Source organism: Mucilaginibacter paludis DSM 18603, from assembly GCF_000166195.2.
Classification (GTDB): Bacteria; Bacteroidota; Bacteroidia; order Sphingobacteriales; family Sphingobacteriaceae; genus Mucilaginibacter; species Mucilaginibacter paludis.
In genome coordinates this window covers 5517302-5539698 of the sequence record NZ_CM001403.1, presented here as the reverse complement: position 1 = coordinate 5539698, position 22397 = coordinate 5517302, and the positions used below count along the sequence as shown (strand labels likewise).

Here is a 22397-nt window from a genome sequence, read left to right as displayed (position 1 = left end):
CGACAATATCAAATTGACGCGACACTAGAAGCATTAAGATACCGGGCTTTACCTATACATTAGAAACATTTAGGCAATATCTCAATACTCATATCTCAATACTCACATCTAAAAAACTACCTTGTATAATTCGGCGCCTCTTTAGTGATGGTAATATCGTGTGGGTGCGATTCGCGAATGCCTGAGGCAGTGATACGTACAAACTTAGCCTGTTGCAAAGCCTCAATATTGGCGGCACCGCAGTAGCCCATACTTGCCCGCAAGCCACCTATATATTGGTACATCACCTCGGATAAGGTGCCTTTAAAATTTACACGGCCAACGATACCTTCGGGAACCAGTTTTTTAATATCATCTTCCACATCCTGGAAGTAACGATCCTTGGATCCTTGCTCCATGGCCTCGATAGAGCCCATACCGCGGTACGATTTAAACTTACGCCCTTCGTAAATAATGGTTTCGCCCGGTGATTCTTCAACCCCGGCAAATAACGATCCGGCCATAATAGAGCTTGCTCCGGCGGCTATCGCTTTTGCAATGTCGCCTGTATGTTTAATCCCCCCATCGGCAATAACCGGTACGCCTGTTCCGCGTAATGCCTTGGCGCATTCGTAAACGGCATACAACTGCGGCACCCCTACCCCGGCAATAATACGTGTGGTACAAATAGAGCCTGGTCCAATTCCAACCTTAACGGCATCGGCTCCGGCATCGGCAAGGGCTTTAGCGCCTTCGCCGGTGGCTACGTTACCCACAATTACCTGCAAGTCGGGATATTTGGCCTTCACTTCCTTAAGCTTATCAATTACCCCTTTGGAGTGGCCATGCGCTGTATCAATAGCAATTACATCCACATCCGCTTTAACCAGGGCATCCACCCTATCTAAAGTATCGGCAGTAACACCTACGGCTGCGCCAACACGTAAACGGCCATGGTTATCTTTACAAGCGGCAGGGTAGTTTTTAAACTTCTGTATATCCTTAAAGGTAATTAAACCACTCAGGCGGCCATTTTGGTCAACCACCGGTAGTTTTTCTATCTTATAGTTTTGCAGTATCTCTTCGGCCTGTACCAATGTGGTGCCTTCGGGAGCAATCACCAGGTTTTCTTTGGTCATTACTTCGGCAATTGGCCTGCTCATATTTTTTTGAAAACGCAGATCGCGGTTGGTAATAATACCTTTCAACTTCCGGTCGCTATCAATAATCGGGATCCCTCCTATCCTAAATTCCTTCATTATTTTAAAAGCGTCGGCCAGTATCGCGGTTTCCAGCAAAGTAACCGGATCCTGGATCATCCCGCTTTCGGAGCGCTTTACCTTACGCACCTCATCGGCCTGCTGGGTAATGGTCATGTTTTTGTGCAGCATGCCGATACCACCGGCCTGCGCAATGGCTATAGCCAAAGCAGCTTCGGTTACGGTATCCATAGCGGCCGAAACAATGGGCACATTGAGCCTGATATTCCGGGTTAAAAACGACCGGGTATCAACTTCGCGCGGTAAAACTTCAGAGTAAGCCGGTAACAGTAAAACATCGTCGTACGTTAAACCTTCGGCTACAAATTTGGAGGGGTCTGATTGCATGGCAAACAATTTTGGGGTTATTATTTGCCGGGCAAAGGTAACAAATATTTTCGATTTTGAATAAGCTGACGCTGATTTGTGTGTAATATTACCGTCAATTCAATATATTGCGCTCAATTAGCAAGCCGCAAACCCGTTGTAACCGAGAAGAAATTGTAAATAACATGAACAGGCTTTATACGAATACCAACATCAAAGTTATTGCCTTTGATGCTGACGATACCCTTTGGGTAAACGAACCTTATTTTAGAAGAACAGAAGAGAAGTTTTACGCCTTGCTGGAGGGCTTTTTAACCGGGCACAATATTGAACGCGAGCTCCTTAAAACCGAAATTGGCAACCTGGCGCTATATGGCTACGGCGTTAAAGGTTTTATTTTATCGATGATAGAGACGGCTCTTAAAGTATCTGATAAAAAAATAAACATCGACATTGTGGAACGCATTATCCAGATGGGCAAAGAAGTGCTGGAAGAGCCTATTGAACTGCTGGATGATACTGAGCAAGTACTATCGGCGCTTAAACCTCATTTCCGGTTGGTGGTAGCAACCAAGGGCGATCTGCTGGATCAGCAACGCAAGCTGCATAAATCGGGCCTGGGGCATTATTTCCACCACATCGAAGTCATGTCTGAAAAGGCGGAGGATGATTATCTTAAGCTGATTAAACGGCTGGATATTAAACCCGAGGAGTTTTTGATGATCGGTAATTCGTTAAAATCGGATATTTTGCCGGTAATTAAAATTGGCGGGCATGGCATCCACATCCCTTTCCATACTACCTGGGCTCACGAGGTGGTTGATACTAATTTTGAGCACCCCAATTTTAAAAGTGCGGATAAAATTATGGAGGTATTGGAGTGGATTGGATAAGGTTGGGATATCCCTGTCGCTTGCATAAAACACACCCCTCCGCCCCTCTCAAGAGGGGAATCGCTCAGGGCCAACGCTTTATCATCTAATTTTTCAAACTCCCCTTTTGACAGGGCGTCCCGGGCGGTGCGGCTGTAGGGGTGTGTTCACCGCGCGACGAACATGTGTCGCCTTCCTGATAACCGGGTTCGTAAAGCCCCCGCGGGAACACCAAGCCAATTCTTAATTCTATTTTTTATATTTATGGCTCATATCACAGTTATGATTTACTTTAAAAAAGTATTGCTAACTCAACCAGACAAGGATCAGGTAGCAAAAGCGATCAGGAAAGTTTCGTTAAAACGCAATAATCCGCTTGATTTTACTTCATCAAGAATGCTTGCCGGCACCGACAAACGTTTTTTTGGGTCAGAAGGAAAAAAGAGTACTAATTTTACACGTATTCGTTATTCAATAGAAGACCTTTTGCCTAAGCTGATCATCAATTTTTCAAAGGACCCTAATCATCAATTCTATAAGGTCAGGTTAAGCTTTATATCCTCGGTAGCATTTTGTTTCCTGTCCGTGATGCTCTTAGCCGTTCTCGCCTTATTATATAAAAACCATGATGGTATTGAAGTACTTGCTTATATGGCCCTATTTTACAGTATTTTTATTTTACTCATTTTGCTGGAGATCAGGTTGACTGATAAAGCCATCCAATCCGTTGTGAATACATCGCTGCAAGCATCAACATCTATATAACACTTATGCCGTCCGAAAAACTTTTAAACTATGCCAAGCGGCTCAAAACCATGTCGCATATTGGTTTAACTTATGCGACTAACGGCTATGAGGTGGAACGTTACAAAGAACTGGAACAGATTAGTCTGGAGATGATGAATCTGGCTACCGACCATCCCTTAGAAAGCCTTTCCCTCTATTTTAACGACAAAAAAGAATATATCACACCTAAGGTGGATATACGCGCCGTGATTTTTAACGATCAGAACCAGATTTTGCTGGTGAAAGAAAAGGCTGACGGCAAATGGTCGTTACCGGGAGGATGGGCAGATATTGGCCTCTCGCCCACTGAAGTAGCTGTAAAGGAAGCTTTTGAAGAAACCGGCTTTATCGTGGCACCCAAAAAACTATTGGCTGTGCTGGATAAGCGCCATCATCCGCACCCACCCCAACTGGATTATACTTACAAAATATTCATCAGGTGCCACATCACCGGCGGAGAGCATACCGGAGCGTTTGATATTTTAGATGTGGGATTCTTTGATCAAAACACCATACCTGAACTGTCCACAGACCGGGTGCTGCCTTCGCAGATCGACCTGATGTTTGAGTATTTATATCATCCCGATAAGGAAGCCATTGTTGACTAATGCGAACATTCCTCAAACTAAACCTATACAAACTGTTGTTTTATTACCTTTTATGTGCATTGCTCCTGGCTGCCGTATTTGGCTTTATAGCGTTCATGGGTTACCACTACCGGCAATTCACAGGCTCCGCTGCACTATTATTAGCCTCAGTTCCGCCACTATTATTATCATTATTAACGGTTTTGCCATGGCCAATACGTTGGATAAACAAACTAAAAAAACGCAATTATGCGTTAGCGCAGTCCCCCTATAACCAATTAACTAAAATAGGCTTTGCACCGTGTTATTTTAATTACCATACGATTTGGCATTTTACCGAAATATCCATGTCGGCAACAATTGACGGGTTCACAATACTATTTAATATACCAGATTTTAAATTCAAACCAGATACACCGGCAGTTGAATTTACTCCTCTTGTAAAAAAAAGAAAGCTAAAACGCCATCAATTACAACATATAGAACAAAAATTTGATTTTAGCCCTGTAAGATTCTATGATAAAAAATCCAGCAGGTTTTACTTTGTTAACCACGATGAAGCACCTTCCATCGACCGATTAGCAACCGACATAAAAGAGTTTGTTAGTTTATTAAAAGATGAAAAATTTGAGCCTGGAGGATATGGCACGGAACCGATAAATAGTGCGCCATAATATCATCCAAACGGAATCAGTAACGTACAATGAAATTCGCGAAAGGTTAAACCTGCCAAAAAACTCTTAACGCAAAAGAGCCAGGACAAACGCCTGGCTCTTAGCGTTAATTTTAAAGCCATTAAGCCTTCATTACGCCTATTTGAGTTCCATTCCAGTCAGGGAACAATACTCTATCGTTACTAATTTTGAGGTGCTTGTCGGCTACTTCGCTAAATACGGAGCGGAAATCGGTAGTTACAGCCAAATCGCGACCATCTTCCAGGTTATCAACCGATAGCGGCTTCATTTCGCCATGTACTTTGCCCCCATTAACATCGTTACCTAAAATAAAATTACATGATGCACGGCCGTGGTCGGTGCCGCCGGTTCCGTTTTGGTGAACGGTGCGGCCAAATTCGGTCATGCTCATTACGGTAACATCATCCTGGTACTGGCCAAGGTCGGTCCAGAAAGCTACCATACAGTTACTTAAATCGTTCACGTTACGGGCAAAAATTCCATTTTCGGTACCCTGGTTAAAGTGAGTGTCCCAACCGCCCGATTCGGTAAAGGCTACCTCGAGGCCTACATTCATTTTAATAAGCTGCGCAATTTGTTTCAATGAATTACCTAACGATGTAGCCGGATACACAGCGCCATTGGCGGGCTTATAATTTTTGGTATCGTTTTTTTGCAGCAATTTAACGGCATCAAAGCTCTCTTTACCGGTTTGCTTCAGCAGGCCTGTTGATGCCTGCCCGTACAAATCTTCAAAGCTTTTGGCGGCCATGTTAGCACCGGCAGGGTTACCGCGCATCTGGATGGCAAAATCCTGCAAATTACTGATCGCTACGGACGGGTTATCGCCATAAAAAGAGCGGGGCATAGCTGATGTTAAGCTTACCGCCTGGAAAGGCGTAGTGGCGGCATCGTGGCCAAGCAAACCAACAGCGCGGTTTAGCCAGCCGCTTGAGGTACCTTTGTTAAACGGCGTGCCCGATTCCATATAATCCTGGGCATCAAAATGCGACCGCGTATTATTGGGCGAGCCTATACCATGTACAATGCCTAAACGGCCTTCGCGGAACAAGGGCTCGAAAGCGCTCATGGAAGGATGTAAGCCAAAACGGCCGTCAAGGTCAATCAACGGCTTGGTAGTACCACCCTTTGCCGCCGACATAAACAGGGTTGGCCGCGCCGCCTTCAAATATTCGTCGGTAAACGGTGTAACCGCCATTAACCCATCCATCGCACCGCGCTGAAAAATACAAACCATTGTTTTTTTCTTTTTATAGGGCGCGTATATTTTATCGCTGGCTGCTGCTTCGGCTAAAAAGCCGGGAATGCCGCCTGCTAAACTGATCCCGAAAAGTGCCAGTCCGCCCGCTTTTAAAAATCCTCTTCTTGATGTCATGATACTATTTTTAATATTACCCTTTTACTCTGATCTATTATCTTCTTTGATACTCCGGCGAGCCGATGATCACACCTACCACTTGCGATAGCATGGAGTTATTACCCTTTGATGTCAGCATCGCGTAATCCATATTGCCTAATTTTTTTATATTATTTCCTTTGAACTTTTGCTTGTTACCGTCAGCAGTATTCATCATATCCTCAGCGGGAGCCATATTCATGGCTTGTGCTGGCGTTGCCTGGCTTGCTGCCGCCCCAACCTTGTTAACCAGGTTAGGATCGTTCAGCATAGGGGTTAAAAACTTAACGGTTTGATCAAGGTTTCTTTCCGGCATAATCAATTTGCCATAAGTAAGCAGCGCGGCCTGCGTGCTTTCGGGTTCGTGATGATTGTTTAAGGCAGCGAGGTCAAATGTAATACCGGGGATGCGTTGCGTAGCCAGGGCCAGTCCAAAATTCATGCGGTTAAGCAATGCACCGGTATTGATCCAGTACTGCCCCTTATCAGGGAAACCGGTTGGGGCCTGGTAGAAATACATTTTCTGCCCCATCTTGGTAATCCAGGCGTAAAGCTGGTAAGGCTGTTTGATGGTAGCATGAAGTGCCCGTACCGAACTGATAGCCAGCTCAAACGGCGATTTTGTTTTTTCGCGCAGCGATTGGGCGCTCCAGAACTCAGGAGATGAAGCCATAGTAATGAGTACCTGCTTAATATCACCATCGTGCTCGGTGAACGATTGTGCCATTTTATTGAGCAAGGTTTGCGGCGGGGCATCGTTCACAAAGCGCACAGCCAGTTTTTTGGTGATAAATTTGGCTGTGGATGGGTTATGGGCCAGCATCTCGAGCAGGTCAACCCCTTCCTGGTAACCGTTGTTTGAAAAACGTTTGCCCAACACTAATTTCTCGCCGGTATCGTGCCTGTTGGGCGTAAATAAAAAGTCGCCGTCGTGTACAAAGCCGCGCTGCGCTAATTTATCCTCACCGGCATTGTCCACCGTTTTTTTCAAGGGATTGGCATAACCGTTATTCATGGGATATACTGTCCAGCCGGTTAATACACGCGCGGCCTGCGTTACATCGGCCTGGGTATACCCGCCATCAACGCCCAAAGTATGAAGTTCCATTACCTCGCGGGCGTAATTCTCATTCAGTCCCTGGGCTTTTTTAGCTTTTTGCGCCTGCTTTAAAAATTTAGCCTGCGGCGATGTCGAGTCGGCCATGATGGTTTGCTGGCGATATTGCTTGGCCCGGCTCATTTTAGCATTGCCCGCATTAGGCCCCACGCTGCTCACCAAGTCGAGGTAATATAACATGGCCGGAGATTTTGCGGTAGCCAACAGGAGCTGATCAAACTTACCCAGCACATTGGGGCGAATTACATCGCGCTCATAATTAGGTATAAACTCGGCACATTGGTTTTTGGTGATAGATACGTTAAAATGATTGAACCAAAAGTCGGTCAATACCTCTTGCAGTTGGTTATTGGTATAGGTAGCCCGTAATATTTTTTGATTGATAAACTGGCGCATCAGCTCTTGCTCTGGCTTATAACCCTTTTGCACCATATAAGTGGCCAGTTGGCTACGGTATTCTTTTTTATCGATGGCCTTATTAACCGAATCCTTATTGATCACGCCATCTTTAACAGCCATACGCGCTACAGCGCCGTTCCGGGGATAGATAGCTGCAATCTCTGTATTGGTTAATTTTAAAGCGTCGTATTGATCAAGCATACGGTTAAGCGAATCATCCGGCATATTGGCATTAAGCTGCTGCTCAAACCATTTTTCCAAACCCATATTAACTACGGCATCTATCTGCCCGGGTGTGGCGCCATAAGTAAACCTGTTTAGCAAATGGGCTGCCGCCTGCCTCTCGGTAAGGCCGGCCTGCTTGTAAGGGAAAGTAAAGTGTTTTACAGCGAGCCGGGGGCCGAAAAAAAACGACGACAAGATAACGCCACAAACAGCAACAGCTATGGCAATGCCGGTTAATTTAAATGCCTTCATTATTGTAAATGTATTAATGCCAATTTTAACTATCAGACGTTTAAACACGACTGTAGTTTAATCAGATAACTTAAAAATTTATAAAGTTGATGTTACACGATCTGTAATACGGATAATTCAAATGATATTCCATGCGCTATAAATTTACCGGCGCTACAATTTGTTAACATAAGCCGCCTTGCTTTTTATTGTAAATTACATATTTTTACGGAGATGAACATTTCAAAAAAACTAATCCTGCTTGCCCTTTTTATTTACCTTCCTGTTCAGGCTATGGCCTGGGGAGCCATAGGGCACCGTATTGTTGGCCAGGTTGCCGATAGTTATTTAACACCAAAGGCCCGTTTGGCTCTGCAAAAAATATTAGGAAACGAATCATTAGCGGCGGCAAGTACCTGGGCTGATTTTATCAAGTCGGACCCATCGTACAAATATTTAACGCCATGGCATTACCTTGACTTTGAACCCGGCCAAAGCTATGAGCAAACCATGGCCTACCTCAAGGTTGATACCACGGTTGATGCTTATACCAAGCTCAACTTTATTATGGGCCAGTTAAAAAACAGGGCAAACTTACCGCACGACAAGGTGCTGATGTACACCCGTTTGCTGATCCATATTATAGGCGATATTCACCAGCCCTTCCACGTTGGCCGCTCCGAAGACCAGGGCGGCAACAAGATAGAAGTATTTTGGAACTTTACCGAAAAAACCAATATGCACAGCGTTTGGGACAGTAAGTTAATTGAGAGCCAGCAACTAAGCTTTACCGAATATACCAGCTTTATCAATTTTACCACAGCGGCACAACGCGCGGAATGGCAAAAAACAGATCTGAAGCAGTGGATCTATGAATCGAACGTGATCTCCGAAAAACTTTACGGCGAGATTAAGCCGGGTGATAAATTGGGCTATAACTATATTTTCGATCATATCGGCATAGTTAACCAACAGTTGTTGAAAGGCGGCGTGAGGTTAGCCGGTTTATTAAATAAGATATTCGGCGCTTAGGCCATCTTGCTTTCGTACATCAAAAAGGTCGGTTCTCTCCATTGAATCGACCTTTTTGTTTATCCACTAACGATGTCATCCCGGAGGGAGAGAACTTTTGCGCATGCCAGGTCTGCTTTAGGATTTCTGCACGAGCCTGCTATGCCACATACTTATCGCTCGTAAAAGAAACCAGGTGGCAAGAGCTTTGACAACTTTTAAAAAGTTGTCAAAGCTGGTTAAAACGGATCTCCGAACGACTGTTATGCCGCATACTTTTGCGCGCGCCAGGTCTGCTTTAGGCTTTTTGCACGGGCCTGCTATACCGCATACTTATCGCTCGCAAAAGTTCCCTCGTACCTCGGGATGACAGGGTGGTGAGGCAGGCGATTCTAAAACTATGTCATCCCGGAGGTACCTCATACAAGCAATAGGTCTACAACATACCAGTTCGCGCGCAAAAGATTTTTCGCTATCGCTCAATAGATAGTTCCTCTTCGAACCTCATCGGGATGGACACTTTTTTTTTAAGCAAAAAATTTTGATACGTTGATTCATAAAAACTTTTTATCCAACTTCTTAGCTCCTTACGCGGCTTTGCGAGAATCTCATCCGTCATATCTAACACTACCGCCCTCTAACCGTCACTGTTAAATATCTTCCAAAAATTGATAATTTTTTAACTTCCATTACATAATGTTCCGTTAATTTGAAGTTAAATACTCAACAATAAAATATCCACCGTGAAGCTCTTTAAACTATTTCCACTCGCTTTTTCGTTTGTTGCAATGGCTGGCACTGCATGTCATTCGGCACCAAAGGAAACCAACCCAACAAACACTACCGCCAATGCAACCACCATTGCTCAAAAACCAGCCGACGCAGCAGCCATTATAGCCCGCAAACAGGTACCGATACTCTGCTATCACCAGATCCGCGATTGGACGGCCAAGGACTCCAAGAGCGCCAAAGATTATATTTGCCCGATAGCCGTTTTTAAATCGCACATGAAGATGCTGGCCGATAGCGGCTACCATACCATACTGCCCGACCAGCTTTATGCCTACCTCACTACCGGCGCAGCCCTGCCTACCAAACCCATTATGCTTACTTTTGACGATACTGACCTGGACCAATTTACCATTGCCAACCCGGAGCTTAAAAAGTATCACTATAAAGCGGTATATTTTGTAATGACGGTGTCCCTCGGCCGCCCGCGTTACATGACACCCGACATGGTTAAAAAATTATCAGACGAAGGAAACGTAATTGGCAGCCATACCTGGGATCACCACATGGTATCAAAATACACCCATAACGGTGTATTCAAAATTATTGGCAAAAATGGTAAGATAACTACCCGCCCGGTTGATGACTGGGTAACCCAAATTGACAAGCCAACCAAAAAACTGGAAGAAATAACCGGCAAAAAAATGGATTACTTTGCCTATCCTTTTGGCATCTGGAACAAAGCAGCCCTGCCCGAACTAAAAAAACGCGGCTTTAAAGCGGCCTTCCAATTAGCCGACAAACGCGACCCGGTTGATCCGCTCATGACTATCCGCCGCATTATTGCCAGTGGGTACTGGACAGCCCATACCCTAAGCAGCAGCATCAGGGCGAGCTTTAAGTAGTTATTGGGATTACACCGATTTTGGGTGGATGATTTCACCGATTTTTGGAGGATTATTTCACCGATTTTAGATGGAGTGATTACACCGATGAAAAGAAACAATGAACAGCGATGAGGTTAACTTGTCGCTGTTTTTGTTTAGGAGGTTATAATTTTGTTTTATATTAGTTCATAGTTGTTGTATGCAAGGTTGCATTCTTTTCGTCTGACCGATTCGCAATTTAAAACATTCAAAAGCGAGGGAAATGCGCGATCCCCCTCTTGAGAGCGGCGGGGTGTATTTTATGCGAGCGACCAATATGCCTACCCAGCTACAAGAGCGAATGGGTTGACCTCAAGTTATAACTAAACAATTTTCACATCATGAAAATAGCATTAGCATCGCCCCCATTTCCAAAATCAATAAACGATGGCTTATACTGGCTCGAAAAATTGGTAAAAGATGCAGTTGCACAAAAGGCCGAAATCATCTGCTTCCCGGAATCGTACCTTCCGGGATATCCGGGAATGGGGTATGCTACTGAAGATCGCACGCCGGAAAAATTACAATCAGCACTGGATAACGTATGCAAAATATCGGCTCAATATGGTATCGCCATTATTATACCGATGGACTGGCATCATCCTAACGGTCTTTTAAATTTAGCTTATGTAGTTTCAGCCCATGGCGAGGTATTGGGCTACCAAACCAAAAACCAGTTAGACCCGTCTGAAGATCACATTTGGCTACCTGGCACGGAGCGCTCTATTTTTGAGATCAACGGCATCAAATTCGGTATCACCATTTGCCATGAAGGCTTCCGCTATCCCGAATCGGTGCGTTGGGCAGCAAGGCAAGGGGCACATATCGTGTTTCATCCTCATTTCGCGGGGAGCAATACTAACGGTTTACAGCTAACGGAATGGGGCGCCAAAAACAATCCCTATTACGAAAAAGCCATGATGATGCGCGCACTTGAAAATACCATCTACTTTGCAAGTTGTAACTATGCCTCCAGCTATCCTGATTCTGCGAGCGCTATCATTGCGCCCGATGGAAGCTGTATAGTCCATGAAACCTACGGCAGAACAGGCGTCATTGTAGCGGATATTGATGCCGAGGCTGCTACCGGCCTTCTTGCCAAGAGACTCAGGATTATTTGATTTCACCGATTAGAATTAGGGATTTCACCGACTTTGGAGGACAATTCGCTTGCAGAGGCCACCACACCGTACTTCGACAGGCTTATAATGACGCGTTGTTAAGTTTTTGATTATCAGCGAAAAACCCCTCTCCGCCATGTCATCCCGACGCGAGGAGGGACCTTTTGCGAGCGATAAGTTTGCAGCATATCGGGTGCACGTGCTATTTTTTGCTCCAAAAATCAGTATTCATAATTTACGACATCGGCACGCTCAATCGCCGCGTGAAGGGCTTTGTTCGTTATTCACTGTTGTTTGTTTTTGGTGTGAATGATTGCTATCGCAATTTTGTCTTGACACAAAAAGAACCAAAAACCGACCGTAGGGAGCTCATGAACACCTTAAAAAAACAAACACAAGTGAATAAAGTCAAGACTGCCCGATCCTTCCACCCACAGGCCAAACCCGGCCCGGCGTGTAGTCGGGCCTCTGCGCACTTTGCCTACCTGCGCTTGGTAATCTATAAGTTCCAAACGTCATCCTTATTTTTTTCCGGGCGACCGGATCGGCCACTCAGCATGACACCCTTTTTTGTGCGCGAAAGCGGTCATCCTCTGATACTTCGTCAAGCTAAGTAGTCGAGGGACGTGCGGCATGGCCCTGTACGAGGTGTTTTTGGTGAAGAACATTACAATGCTTGCCTTACAAATTAACTTTGTTACCTATATTCTTTTTTCCCGTCAGCAAGCAGCTTCGGCCAAAAAGCTTTAGAACAATGGGGGCCAGTGCGGCTGCAGGGCCTTCCAGGGTTGATGTAGCGCAAGCCTTGTGCGAAACAGGGCAAGCCTGGACCAGCCGTGGTTCTAAAGCTTTGTGCGGCATGGCCAAGCCTGGGGTAAGTGCGCCAAAGGCATGTGCGGCAAAGAAGCCTTTTGCTGATCAAGCCTTTTGGTTACTTTGTCGCCACAAAGTAACAGCCCCCGCGGCAATTGAGCGGGTCGATGCTATAAATTGAGCACTACTGACATCAAAAGCACATCGCTAACCTTGCACGCGCAAAAGATTTCTCCCTCTGGTCGAAATGACATTTTTTAGTTTTGATTGATTTTATCATTCAGAAGCCGCCTTTTAGAATCCGCAATAACACTTTATCAACAACTAAACCGACACCATTAACACTTCATCTCTAACAAGTTACATATATTCTTTTTTCCCATCAGCAAGCAGCTTCGGCCAAAAAGCTTTAGAACAATGGGAGCCTGTGTGGCTGCAGGGCCTTCCAGGGTTGATGTAGCGCAAGCCTTGTGCGAAACAGGGCAAGCCTGGACCAGCCGTGGTTCTAAAGCTTTGTGCGGCATGGCCAAGCCTGGGGTAAGTGCGCCAAAGGCATGTGCGGCAAAGAAGCCTTTTGCTGATCAAGCCTTTTGGTTACTTTGTCGCCACAAAGTAACAGCCCCCGCGGCAATTGAGCGGGCCGATGCTATAAATTGAGCACTACTAATATTTAAAGCATATCGCTAACCTTGCACGCGTAAAAGATATTTTCCTCTAAAAGAAAATGACATTTTTTAAGGTTTAATTGATTTTATCTCAACATCATCATTCACTGCCTTGGCCCGCACTTGCTTCAGCAGGCTTTGTCATAGGCAATAACTTCAACAAAGTAGGCAGCACTATCAGCAGCAAAGGCAAGGCAAACAACAAGCCGCCAATTACCGCAATAGCTAATGGTTGGTGTAGCTGTGCGCCGGCTCCAATGCCCAGGGCCAGCGGAAGCAGGGCAATTATAGCCCCGGTAGCCGTCATTAATTTGGGGCGGAGGCGGGCGGCTATAGCATGTACAATACTTTGCTCGCTGGGCCACTCCAACAGGCCGGTTTCATATTGATGATACGTAAATATGGCGTTCTCGGCTATGATACCTATAATCATGATGATCCCGGTATAGCTGCCCACATTTAAAGGCGTTTTGGTAATCAACAGGGCCAAAAAGCATCCGGCAGCGCCTAATACGGCGAGCAAAATAATGATCCCGGCAACGGTAAACCTGCGGAACATGACCAACAATACAATGAATACCAGTATGCTTGCCGTAATCAGGATGGTTAACAATTCTTTAAATGCTTTTTGCTGCTGGGCGTAATCGCCGCCATACTCAACATGGTAGCCGGCAGGCAAACTCAGGGTAGCTAACTTGCTTTGGATATCCTTTAAGGTGCTGCCCAGATCGCGGTTGTTTAGCCTCGCGGTAATTACGCCCATCATCTTCTGGTTTTCGCGGGTAATTTCGGCTACGCCGGATTCAATACTGACCCTGGCTACGGATGAGAGCGCCTTCAACTGCCCTCCCGGTAAAAATATGCTGGCCGACTGGAAGCCCTGCATCGATGTTTGCGCAGCCTTTGGATAGATCATCCTGATGTTAACCGATTGCTCCTTCTCTACAATGGAGCTCACCACGTTACCGTCCAGCTGCGCCTGCAATTGAAATTGAAAATCGGCGGGGTTCATGCCCAACTGGGCCAGTTTAGTTACATCCGGGTTTACATTGACCTCGGGCCCGGCAATGGTGATTCCGTTAAACACGTCGGCGGTGCCATTTACCTTCTCCACCAGTTGGTCCGCTCTTTTCGAGAGGTTCTGCAAGGTTTTTTGATCATCGCCATAAATTTTAATTTCAATAGGTTGAGCCGATGCCATCAGGTCGCCCAGCATATCGCCAATCACCTGCCCAAAATCTACTGTTAGCTGCGGCAATATGGTTTGGATCTGATGACGGATCTCGTCCGACACTTCATCGGTAGTTTTGCCGCGCTGTTTTTTAAGCTGGATCAGGTAATCGCCGGTATTGGGTTCGGTAATAAAGAAACCCATTTGCGTACCTAAGCGCCGCGAAAACGAAGCTACTTCGGGCGTATGGTTAACAATGTTATCCACCTGCTTCAGCATCCGGTCGGTTTCTTCCAGCGTGGTGCCCGGCGGGCTCTTAAAATCGAGCACGATAGCTCCCTCATCCATCGACGGTAAAAAGCCCGACTCCAGCCTGCCCGGAACTACCGCAATGATCACGATGCAAACGATCATGAATACAAAGCTGATCACCGGCATCTTTAAAAAGAATTTGATCCAGCCATCCTTCACTTGCTTATACTGACGCACTTTTTTACTTAAGGGGATAAAAATGAATAGCATGGGCAACATCAGCCAGGTTACCAGGAACGACATGCTCAAGGTTAAAATCATGGTGAACGCCAGTACTTTAAAATAGGCGCCCGCTACGCCGCTCATCAGCACAAAGGGAATAAATATGACGATGGTAGTTAACGAAGACCCCACCATGGAGGGGAACAGGTATGAGATGGCCTTTTTTACAATATGGTGCATCCCCTCGCCGGGATGATCTTCATGGCTACGAAAAATTTGTTCAACCACAATCACGGCATCATCAATCATCAAACCAATAGCCGCCGCAATGGCGCCCAGCGTCATGATATTGAAGGTATAGCCTGCCACATACAAGGCTATGATGGATAATGCCAGCGTAGCTGGGATGGTAATTAAAATGATCAGGCTGGCTCGCCACGATTTTAAAAACACCACTACCACCAGTATAGCCAGCACCAGGCCTATCCATAAAACATCTTCAATGCTCTTTACGCTTTGGTTCACAAAATCGGCCTGCTTGTAATACGGGCGCAGATGTACTCCCTTGGGCAATATCTTGCTCAAGGCATTTACCTTATCCATAATGCCATCGTTCACGTCAATCAGGTTGGCATCGGGTTGCTTAATTACCGCAATTAAGGGCACATCCTTGCCATTCGCGTTAATGCGTACGTATTCCTTTTGTTCGGTAATCTTAATATCGGCTACATCCCTTAAAAAAACAACCCGGTGCGGATTGTTAAGCACTACCAGGTTTTGCAGCTTGTCAATATTATCGATAGCGTTATCGGTAATGTTTAAATATAAGCGGCCATGATCATTAAGATAACCGTTTGAGGCCAAGATATTGGCCTGGGTAACAGCGGCCGATATTTGCTGTGGAACAATACCCAAAGCCGATAGCCTTGCCGGTTGCAAAATTACCTGGTACTCTTTGGTTTTGCCGCCAATAACGGCAATATCGGCAACGCCGGGCACAGCCGCCAAAAATGGACGCACCTGGAACTGGGCAATCTTTTTAAGCTCGATGCCCGACCGGTTACCCTCTAATGAAAAGCCCATTACGGGCAATATGGAGGGGTTCATTTTCTGAACATTGATATTGGTATTGGCTAACAAGTTGCCTTTAGCTTGCTCGGTAAGGGCCTGTACCTGGGCCATAGCCTTATCAATATCAGTGTCCCAGTTTAAAAAAATATTGATCTCTACGCTGCCGCGCGATGTGGTGCTGCGGATATAATCAAGCCCCTCGGTGCGCTTGATGGCGTTTTCGAGCGGGATGGTGACGGTGGTCATCATTTTATCCACCGGTTGCTGCCCTGCATCGGCAATTACCTTGATCTTGGGGAAAGTAATATCAGGGAACAGGCCAGTTTTCAACTTTGTATAGCTGTATGCCCCGCCCATTATAATCAGGATGAGCAAACCAAGCAGCGGCTTTTGATAATGATGATGAAAAATCTGCTTCACCCCTTGAAGAGGCCCCCTGGCCCCCTGAAGGGGGAACGAAGCGTTGTCTGGTTGTTTATCCATTTTTAAGGATCTAATCCCCGAAAGGGAATAAAAAATATTTTTGTTCTTCTAATTATATAACCGGCAATCTATTCCATTCCCCGCTCCGCTACTTTAGGGAGTAGAAGAAGAAACTCCCCCTTTAGGGGGCTGGGGGGCCACCTTGCTCGAATCGGTAAGGCCGTAAGCGCCGCTAACAATAACCTGATCGTTTACGCCGAGCTGGCTGCTCTGAATTTCTTGCAGCGAGTCGGGCGAAATTTTACCCGCCTTAACTTCAACCTTATAGGCCCGGTTATCCTTGCCTAATTTAAACACCCAAAAATGTTCCTGCGTTTCGTCGGTTTGTACAGCATCAACCGGTACGGCCATACCCTGCTCCGCGCTTGATAACGGAACCATAACTTTCAGGTTAGCCCCTTCCGGCAAATTATTGGCGCCCAGGTTAACAATAAACGATTGGGTTTGCACAGCAGGATCGGCGGTGGGCAAGCCACTTTGCAGGCGTGAATTAACCTGTTTGCCATCGGGCATCAAGATCACACAAGTGGACCCTGCTTTTACCCGGTTTAAATATTCTACCGGCACACTAACCAATAACACCAGGGATGAGGTTTGCACCAGGTTGGCTACCACATCGCCTTCGCTCACATAGTCCCCATTTTGAAAGTTTACGGCAGTAATGATGCCCGATGAGCCTGCAATCACTTTAATAGGCGCGCGAAATTTCTCGAGGATGCCGGTTTGGTCGATATTTTTAAGCGCTTCCTGCTCTTTGCTGGTAATGGTACAGAATACCTCGCCAGCTTTAACGCGATCGCCGGTTTTCCATCCACGGTGATGCAGGTACCCGGTTAAACCCGCCCTGATTACCGATTTTTGTTGATACTGCGTGGTGGCGTTAAAAGTAACGCTGTTTCTAAAGCTGTGGGTAACAGGTTTAGCAACAGTAACTATTGGCGTACTTTGTACAGCGGCATCATCTGCCGGTGGCGCACTGCTACAAGCCGCCTGCAAGAACAAAAAAGCCCCTAAACCCAAAATAAGGTGTAATTTTTTATACATGTTACCAGTTATAATAATTGTATTGATTGGCCAGCAGCAGTACTTGAACCTTTGCAGCCGTTAAATTTTGTTTAGCCGCCACATAATCCTGAATGGATTTGATATATTCTATAATAGAAAGCTGCCCGCTTTGTAATTTCTCTTTATCCAGCTTCAGCAATAAATCCTGTTTGGCTATTAACTGGTTAATTAAAACCATGTTCTGGTTAAACAGGCTGATTTGCTTTTGGATATTCTGCAGGTAATTTTTTTGTTGAATGGTAAAATTATCCCGCGCGTAAACAATGCCCTGCTGCGCAATTTTACTTTGGCTCTCGTTAATTTTCCGTTGCCGCCCATCATATATCGGAATGTTTAAATGCAATGCAGCCTGCAGGCCCACATTATGCGGAATATTATTCACATCAGATGCCAGCATACCGCCGTTGCCAGAGAAGGTTAGCGTAGGCGTGTATTTGGTATTAAACACATTTTGCTGGATGGCCAGGTTGAGGCTATCGAGCTTAAATTTCTCCCTGAAATAGTAAGTATCCGGGTTAGGTTGTAAATTAATAAGCGGTTCTTTGAGTGTAATAATCGCGGTATCGCTAACTACGGCAGCATTTTTTAAGGCTCCGTAGGCATTTACCTCGGCTATCCGGGCCATGCTTAAATCAGTTTCACGGCCGTTTTGCTCAATCTCAAGCAGCAGGTAGTCGCTTTGTTGCAGTAAGCCGCGTTTTACCAGGGCTTCTACTGTGGCCTTACGTTCTTTAATTTGGCTAACTACCATTTGCAGGTACTCTTCTTGCTGCTGGGCCTGGTAAACCAGGATATAAAGGTCGGTTATGTTTTTACGCAGATCGTGCTCCAACTGCGCCTTGGTGTTGGTGTTAATAGCGGCCAGGTTATTATTCTGATCTTGCAAAGCGCTCACTGTTTTTTTATTAAGTAGCGGGATGCTTACATTTAACTGGGTGGCATAAGTACCGCCATTAGTAAGCGCAGCATCATAACCAAAGGCATTGGCCGATGGGTTGGGCGTAATACTAATCACCTTACCATCACTGCCAAAAAAGGGTGAAAACAAATAATCGGATGTAAAATTTACCTGGGGCGATTTATTTTGCGCGTTAATCAGCTGCGATTGCAGACTGTAAATTTGCTGCTGATTAACGTTTTGCTTTAAACCGGGATCGTTTTTCAATCCGCTGGCAACAAAATATTCGAGGTCAAGCTGCTGACCATAAGCAGGTGCTGAAAAATTTAAAATACTGATAAACAACGTTAAAGTAAAAGTTAATCTCATTGCTAATTTCAAAGGGCATGGTAAAATTCCCATGTTCATCGCATTGCGCAGTACCTGTTACGCCATACAAACAGTATCAAAACTACTATTAAAATCTGTAGAAAAATGGGAAGCCAGGCAATTACACCGTAAAAGATGATTAATTATATCTAAAACTAAACCCCATCAAATAATCATTGTCAAATCCCTAATTTTGCGTCCAAATCATCAACCGGTTTTACCGGAGAATATAAAATATGACCAACACAGACACCTTGTTTAACGAAGCCGTTCAACTGCTTCAGCAATTGATATCCACCCCCTCTTTCAGTCGCGAAGAAAATCAAACCGCTGATATTATCAATGGTTTTTTAACCGCCCGCGGTGTTGAAACCCATCGTAAGCTCAACAATATCTGGGCTTACAATCAATATTTTGATGCTGATAAACCAACCATATTGCTTAACTCACATCACGATACAGTTAAACCCAATTCGGGCTATACCCGCGACCCTTATGAAGCTAAAATAGAAGACGGTAAACTATACGGGCTGGGCAGCAACGATGCCGGGGGTAGCCTGGTATCGCTTATTTCAACCTTCCTTTACTTTTACAACCGCCAAAATTTAAAATATAACCTGTGCCTGGCTACCACCGCCGAGGAAGAAATATCAGGCAGCAACGGACTGGAACTGATTATCCCCGAACTGGGCCAACTTGATTTTGGCATTGTGGGCGAGCCTACCCAAATGCAACTGGCTATTGCCGAACGTGGCCTGATGGTTTTAGACTGTACCGCCCATGGCCGCGCCGGGCACGCCGCCCGCGAGGAAGGCGACAATGCTATTTATAAAGCCATGAAAGATATTGAATGGTTCCGCACCTACAGGTTCCCTAAAGAGTCGGAGTTGTTTGGCCCCATTAAGATGTCGGTTACTATTATCAACGCCGGGTCGCAGCATAACGTGGTTCCGGCCAGTTGCACCTTTACGGTAGATGTCCGGGTTACCGATGCTTACCGTAATGAAGAAGTGCTCGAGATGATTCAGCAACAGGTAGATTGCGAAGTAAAAGCGCGCTCCATCCGCCTGAAACCATCCTCAATAGACAGGAACCATCCTATCGTACAATCGGGCATCGCCCTGGGCAGAACCACCTACGGCTCCCCTACTACTTCAGATCAATCCCTGTTGGATATCCCGTCAGTAAAAGTTGGCCCCGGCGATTCGGCCCGGTCGCATACGGCGGATGAGTTTATTTATGTGGATGAGATTAAAGAAGGGATTGAGTTGTATGTGAAGATGATTGAAGGGATTGTTTAGATATATGATAAAAACGCGTCATTGCGAGGCACGAAGCAATCTCTACTTAGGCAGAGCGGTCCTGCAAGTCCGCCCTGTATAGCATAGAGATTGCTTCGTCGTTCCTCCTCGTATTCTAGGTTTCAGACAATTCCAAATTTATTAAAAAATAGTTTTTTTAAGCTGATCTTTTATAGTTTTCCACATACATTTCACCTCTTTTAACCAGGGAGAACATACGCAGAATTAACTTGAACTTGACGTTGTTTAGTACCAGTACATAATTCTTATTTTTAAGTTTTCGTTCTGCATATTCTTTGATCTCCTTGTCCCATTGAATTGCTGTTTTAGCAGCTTGATTCAATTCTGATTTGATTTCCTTATTGGCAATATGACTTACCCTGTCCTTTCCTTTAAGACTTGTCCCTGATCGGTTACCAAAAGGAATGACTCCCGCGTAAACGCCATATTTCCTCGGATCTGAGAAGAGCGTAAAGTTCTCTGTATAAGCAATCGTCATCCACGCATTCACCCGACCGATCCCCTTAATGCTAAGCAGGATCTGGTAGTTAAACCAAATTGATCCGTCTGCCTTGAGCAAGGCGATCAGCTCTGTTTCTACCTGCTTGATATATGCTTCATTGCCGGACATCTTTTTTGTTGAAATATCAATGATCACATCCTGTTTGTCAGGATCATACATATGCTTGCGCTCGCCAACAGATGCCTGGTATCCGGCAGCCTCCCTGATTAACCTCTTTCGGAATGCAAGCAAATGCTTTACCTTTAAATATATGTAGTTCAATGGATTAGATGGCTTTATTCTTTTAATCCTATCCTCGCCATATTGACCGATACGAAAAGAATCATCCTTGTCATTCTTCCCTCTTTTGATTCCAACAGCGTTTTTGATCTCCAGCCCTGAAACTACTTTATAAGCTAAACCCACTGATTCACAAAATTGCCTGAACCGATGTTCATAGCCCCCGGTACTTTCCATAATGACCAGGGTCTTGCTTAAATCAATCCCGTTTGTTTTGCACCAGGACGTAAACTGGGCAAACCCTTTACCTTGATAGTCGATCTTAATGTGCAGCAGACGTTCTGCACAGCTGATGTCGAGTGTCTTCTTGGATACATCAACACCTAATACAACATTGTAAGTTTCCATGCGTTTTTTTATTTAACAGGTTAAATAAAATTGCCTTTTGCCAGTTACCTTTGTTTGGTCAATGAAAGCATTCTAGTGTTAAGTTAAATATAATATGACGTATAAAAGCGTATATTTGTAAAACAAATTACAGATGGTACGTTATACGATAAAACTTACAAAAGAGGAGGTTGGAGAGTTATACTCGATAATCAACAAGGGCTCCCATAGTTCTCAAACATTCCGGACAGCCTATATACTATTGAATTGTGATGAAGGGGAATATGCGGAGAAAATAACAAATGAACAGATCAGCAAAGTCCTGAAAGTAGGGATGCGAACGATAGACCGGGTGAAGAAAAAGTTTATTGAAGAGGGTTTTGAAGGTGTTTTAGATCGTCGCCCCACCAGCCGTGTTTATGAAACAAAATCAGATGGCGATGTAGAAGCGAAGCTGGTTGCCTTGTGTTGCAGCGAGCCGCCTGAGGGGTTTGCTAAATGGTCATTAAGGCTACTCGCCGATAAAATGGTAGAGTTGGAATATGTAGAAAGTATTTCGCATGTAACAGTAAGAAGTGTGCTTAAAAAAACGAACTTAAGCCTTGGAAAGTAAAGGGCTGGGTAATACCACCGGAAAAAAGCAGCGAATTTGTAGCCAATATGGAACGCGTATTGGATGTATACAAAAAACCTTATGATGAGGAATTTCCGGTTGTATGTATGGATGAGTCGCCAAAACAATTGATAGAAGAAGGGCAGCCCTCTCAAGCCATGAAGCCTGGCCAGGAGGCAAGAGTAGATTACGAGTACATAAGGCATGGGGTAGTCAATATATTTATGGCCAACGAGCCTTTGAGGGGCAAGCGCTTTGTAGAAATTACGGCGTTTAAAACCAAAAAGGACTGGGCTTTATTCGTAAAAAGAATAGCAGATGAATGGTACCCGACAGCGAAAAAAATAACTTTAGTAATGGACAATTTTAAAACCCATTCGGCCTCTGCATTTTACGAGACATTTGAACCAGCCGAAGCCAAAAGGCTATGGGATAGGTTTGAGTTTGTTTATACGCCCAAGCATGGAAGCTGGCTCAATATGGCCGAGATAGAATTGCATGTATTGAATGGGCAATGCCTAAACAGGCATATTTCAACAATGCTGAAGATCAATGAAGAGGTAGCGGCATGGCAACACAACAGAAATAATAAGAACAGCAAAATTAACTGGCAGTTCGAAAATAAAGATGCGCGAATAAAACTGAAAAGACTTTATCCGTCATTACACGATTAACATAACACTAG

17 protein-coding genes are annotated in these 22397 nt (G+C 45.0%); 10 read left to right on the top strand and 7 right to left on the bottom strand.

The annotated features are described in order from the left end of the window. Positions 1 to 116: 116 nt before the first annotated feature. Positions 117 to 1586 carry an IMP dehydrogenase gene (gene guaB / locus MUCPA_RS23380; protein ID WP_008509749.1) on the bottom strand — a complete coding sequence of 490 codons (1470 nt, stop codon included), beginning with the start codon at positions 1584 to 1586 and terminating at the stop codon, positions 117 to 119. Between the two features lie 164 nt (positions 1587 to 1750). Here guaB and MUCPA_RS23375 point away from each other — a divergent pair, with 164 nt between their 5' ends. The 4 genes from MUCPA_RS23375 to MUCPA_RS23360 all read left to right on the top strand — a co-directional run bounded on the left by MUCPA_RS23375 (position 1751) and on the right by MUCPA_RS23360 (position 4484). Continuing rightward, complete coding sequence (locus MUCPA_RS23375) at positions 1751 to 2458, top strand: HAD family hydrolase (protein WP_008509747.1); 708 nt, start codon at positions 1751 to 1753, stop codon at positions 2456 to 2458. A 243-nt stretch (positions 2459 to 2701) separates the two neighbouring features. After that, positions 2702 to 3202 carry a hypothetical protein gene (locus MUCPA_RS23370; protein ID WP_040626323.1) on the top strand — a complete coding sequence of 167 codons (501 nt, stop codon included), beginning with the start codon at positions 2702 to 2704 and terminating at the stop codon, positions 3200 to 3202. 5 nt (positions 3203 to 3207) lie between these two features. Next, positions 3208 to 3831 (top strand): NUDIX hydrolase N-terminal domain-containing protein, encoded by a 624-nt coding sequence (locus tag MUCPA_RS23365; protein ID WP_008509743.1) that lies wholly within the window; start codon positions 3208 to 3210, stop codon positions 3829 to 3831. Between the two features lie 35 nt (positions 3832 to 3866). Next, positions 3867 to 4484, top strand: coding sequence for a hypothetical protein (locus MUCPA_RS23360; protein ID WP_169316200.1), 618 nt, complete (start codon positions 3867 to 3869; stop codon positions 4482 to 4484). Between the two features lie 121 nt (positions 4485 to 4605). Here MUCPA_RS23360 and MUCPA_RS23355 read toward each other — a convergent pair whose 3' ends face one another. After that, positions 4606 to 5880 carry a DUF1501 domain-containing protein gene (locus MUCPA_RS23355; RefSeq protein WP_008509739.1) on the bottom strand — a complete coding sequence of 425 codons (1275 nt, stop codon included), beginning with the start codon at positions 5878 to 5880 and terminating at the stop codon, positions 4606 to 4608. 37 nt (positions 5881 to 5917) lie between these two features. Further along, positions 5918 to 7894, bottom strand: a complete 1977-nt coding sequence (locus tag MUCPA_RS23350; RefSeq protein WP_040626322.1) for a DUF1800 domain-containing protein — start codon at positions 7892 to 7894, stop codon at positions 5918 to 5920. A 213-nt stretch (positions 7895 to 8107) separates the two neighbouring features. On the opposite strand from MUCPA_RS23350, the gene MUCPA_RS23345 reads away from it, so the two are divergent. The 4 genes from MUCPA_RS23345 to MUCPA_RS38340 all read left to right on the top strand — a co-directional run bounded on the left by MUCPA_RS23345 (position 8108) and on the right by MUCPA_RS38340 (position 13130). Continuing rightward, positions 8108 to 8905, top strand: coding sequence for a S1/P1 nuclease (locus tag MUCPA_RS23345; RefSeq protein ID WP_008509734.1), 798 nt, complete (start codon positions 8108 to 8110; stop codon positions 8903 to 8905). Between the two features lie 722 nt (positions 8906 to 9627). Beyond that, a complete protein-coding gene (locus MUCPA_RS23340; protein ID WP_008509732.1) occupies positions 9628 to 10518 on the top strand; it encodes a polysaccharide deacetylase family protein in 891 nt (296 codons plus the stop codon). Between the two features lie 362 nt (positions 10519 to 10880). Beyond that, positions 10881 to 11660, top strand: coding sequence for a carbon-nitrogen hydrolase family protein (locus MUCPA_RS23335; protein WP_008509730.1), 780 nt, complete (start codon positions 10881 to 10883; stop codon positions 11658 to 11660). 1230 nt (positions 11661 to 12890) lie between these two features. Further along, the gene (locus tag MUCPA_RS38340; RefSeq protein ID WP_040626318.1) at positions 12891 to 13130 is read left to right on the top strand and encodes a hypothetical protein; all 240 of its coding nucleotides are present in this window, start codon (positions 12891 to 12893) and stop codon (positions 13128 to 13130) included. Positions 13131 to 13238: 108 nt separating this feature from the next. Here MUCPA_RS38340 and MUCPA_RS23320 read toward each other — a convergent pair whose 3' ends face one another. The 3 genes from MUCPA_RS23320 to MUCPA_RS23310 all read right to left on the bottom strand — a co-directional run bounded on the left by MUCPA_RS23320 (position 13239) and on the right by MUCPA_RS23310 (position 18669). Next, positions 13239 to 16337, bottom strand: a complete 3099-nt coding sequence (locus tag MUCPA_RS23320) for an efflux RND transporter permease subunit (RefSeq protein WP_008509729.1) — start codon at positions 16335 to 16337, stop codon at positions 13239 to 13241. 93 nt (positions 16338 to 16430) lie between these two features. Further along, on the bottom strand, positions 16431 to 17381 hold the full coding sequence (locus tag MUCPA_RS23315; RefSeq protein WP_008509728.1) for an efflux RND transporter periplasmic adaptor subunit: 951 nt from the start codon (positions 17379 to 17381) through the stop codon (positions 16431 to 16433). 1 nt (position 17382) lies between these two features. Further along, positions 17383 to 18669 (bottom strand): TolC family protein, encoded by a 1287-nt coding sequence (locus MUCPA_RS23310; RefSeq protein ID WP_008509726.1) that lies wholly within the window; start codon positions 18667 to 18669, stop codon positions 17383 to 17385. A gap of 236 nt (positions 18670 to 18905) precedes the next feature. Here MUCPA_RS23310 and MUCPA_RS23305 point away from each other — a divergent pair, with 236 nt between their 5' ends. Further along, positions 18906 to 19970, top strand: a complete 1065-nt coding sequence (locus tag MUCPA_RS23305; RefSeq protein WP_008509724.1) for a M20 family metallo-hydrolase — start codon at positions 18906 to 18908, stop codon at positions 19968 to 19970. 157 nt (positions 19971 to 20127) lie between these two features. Here the strand turns inward: MUCPA_RS23305 and MUCPA_RS23300 are convergent, their stop codons facing one another. Then, a complete protein-coding gene (locus MUCPA_RS23300; RefSeq protein WP_008509722.1) occupies positions 20128 to 21120 on the bottom strand; it encodes an IS110 family transposase in 993 nt (330 codons plus the stop codon). Between the two features lie 133 nt (positions 21121 to 21253). Here MUCPA_RS23300 and MUCPA_RS37875 point away from each other — a divergent pair. Continuing rightward, a protein-coding gene (locus MUCPA_RS37875; RefSeq protein WP_233276784.1) for an IS630 family transposase occupies positions 21254 to 22386 on the top strand; the annotation gives its coding sequence in 2 pieces (ribosomal slippage) (positions 21254 to 21683 and positions 21683 to 22386; 1134 coding nt in all). The last annotated feature ends 11 nt before the right edge of the window (positions 22387 to 22397 follow it).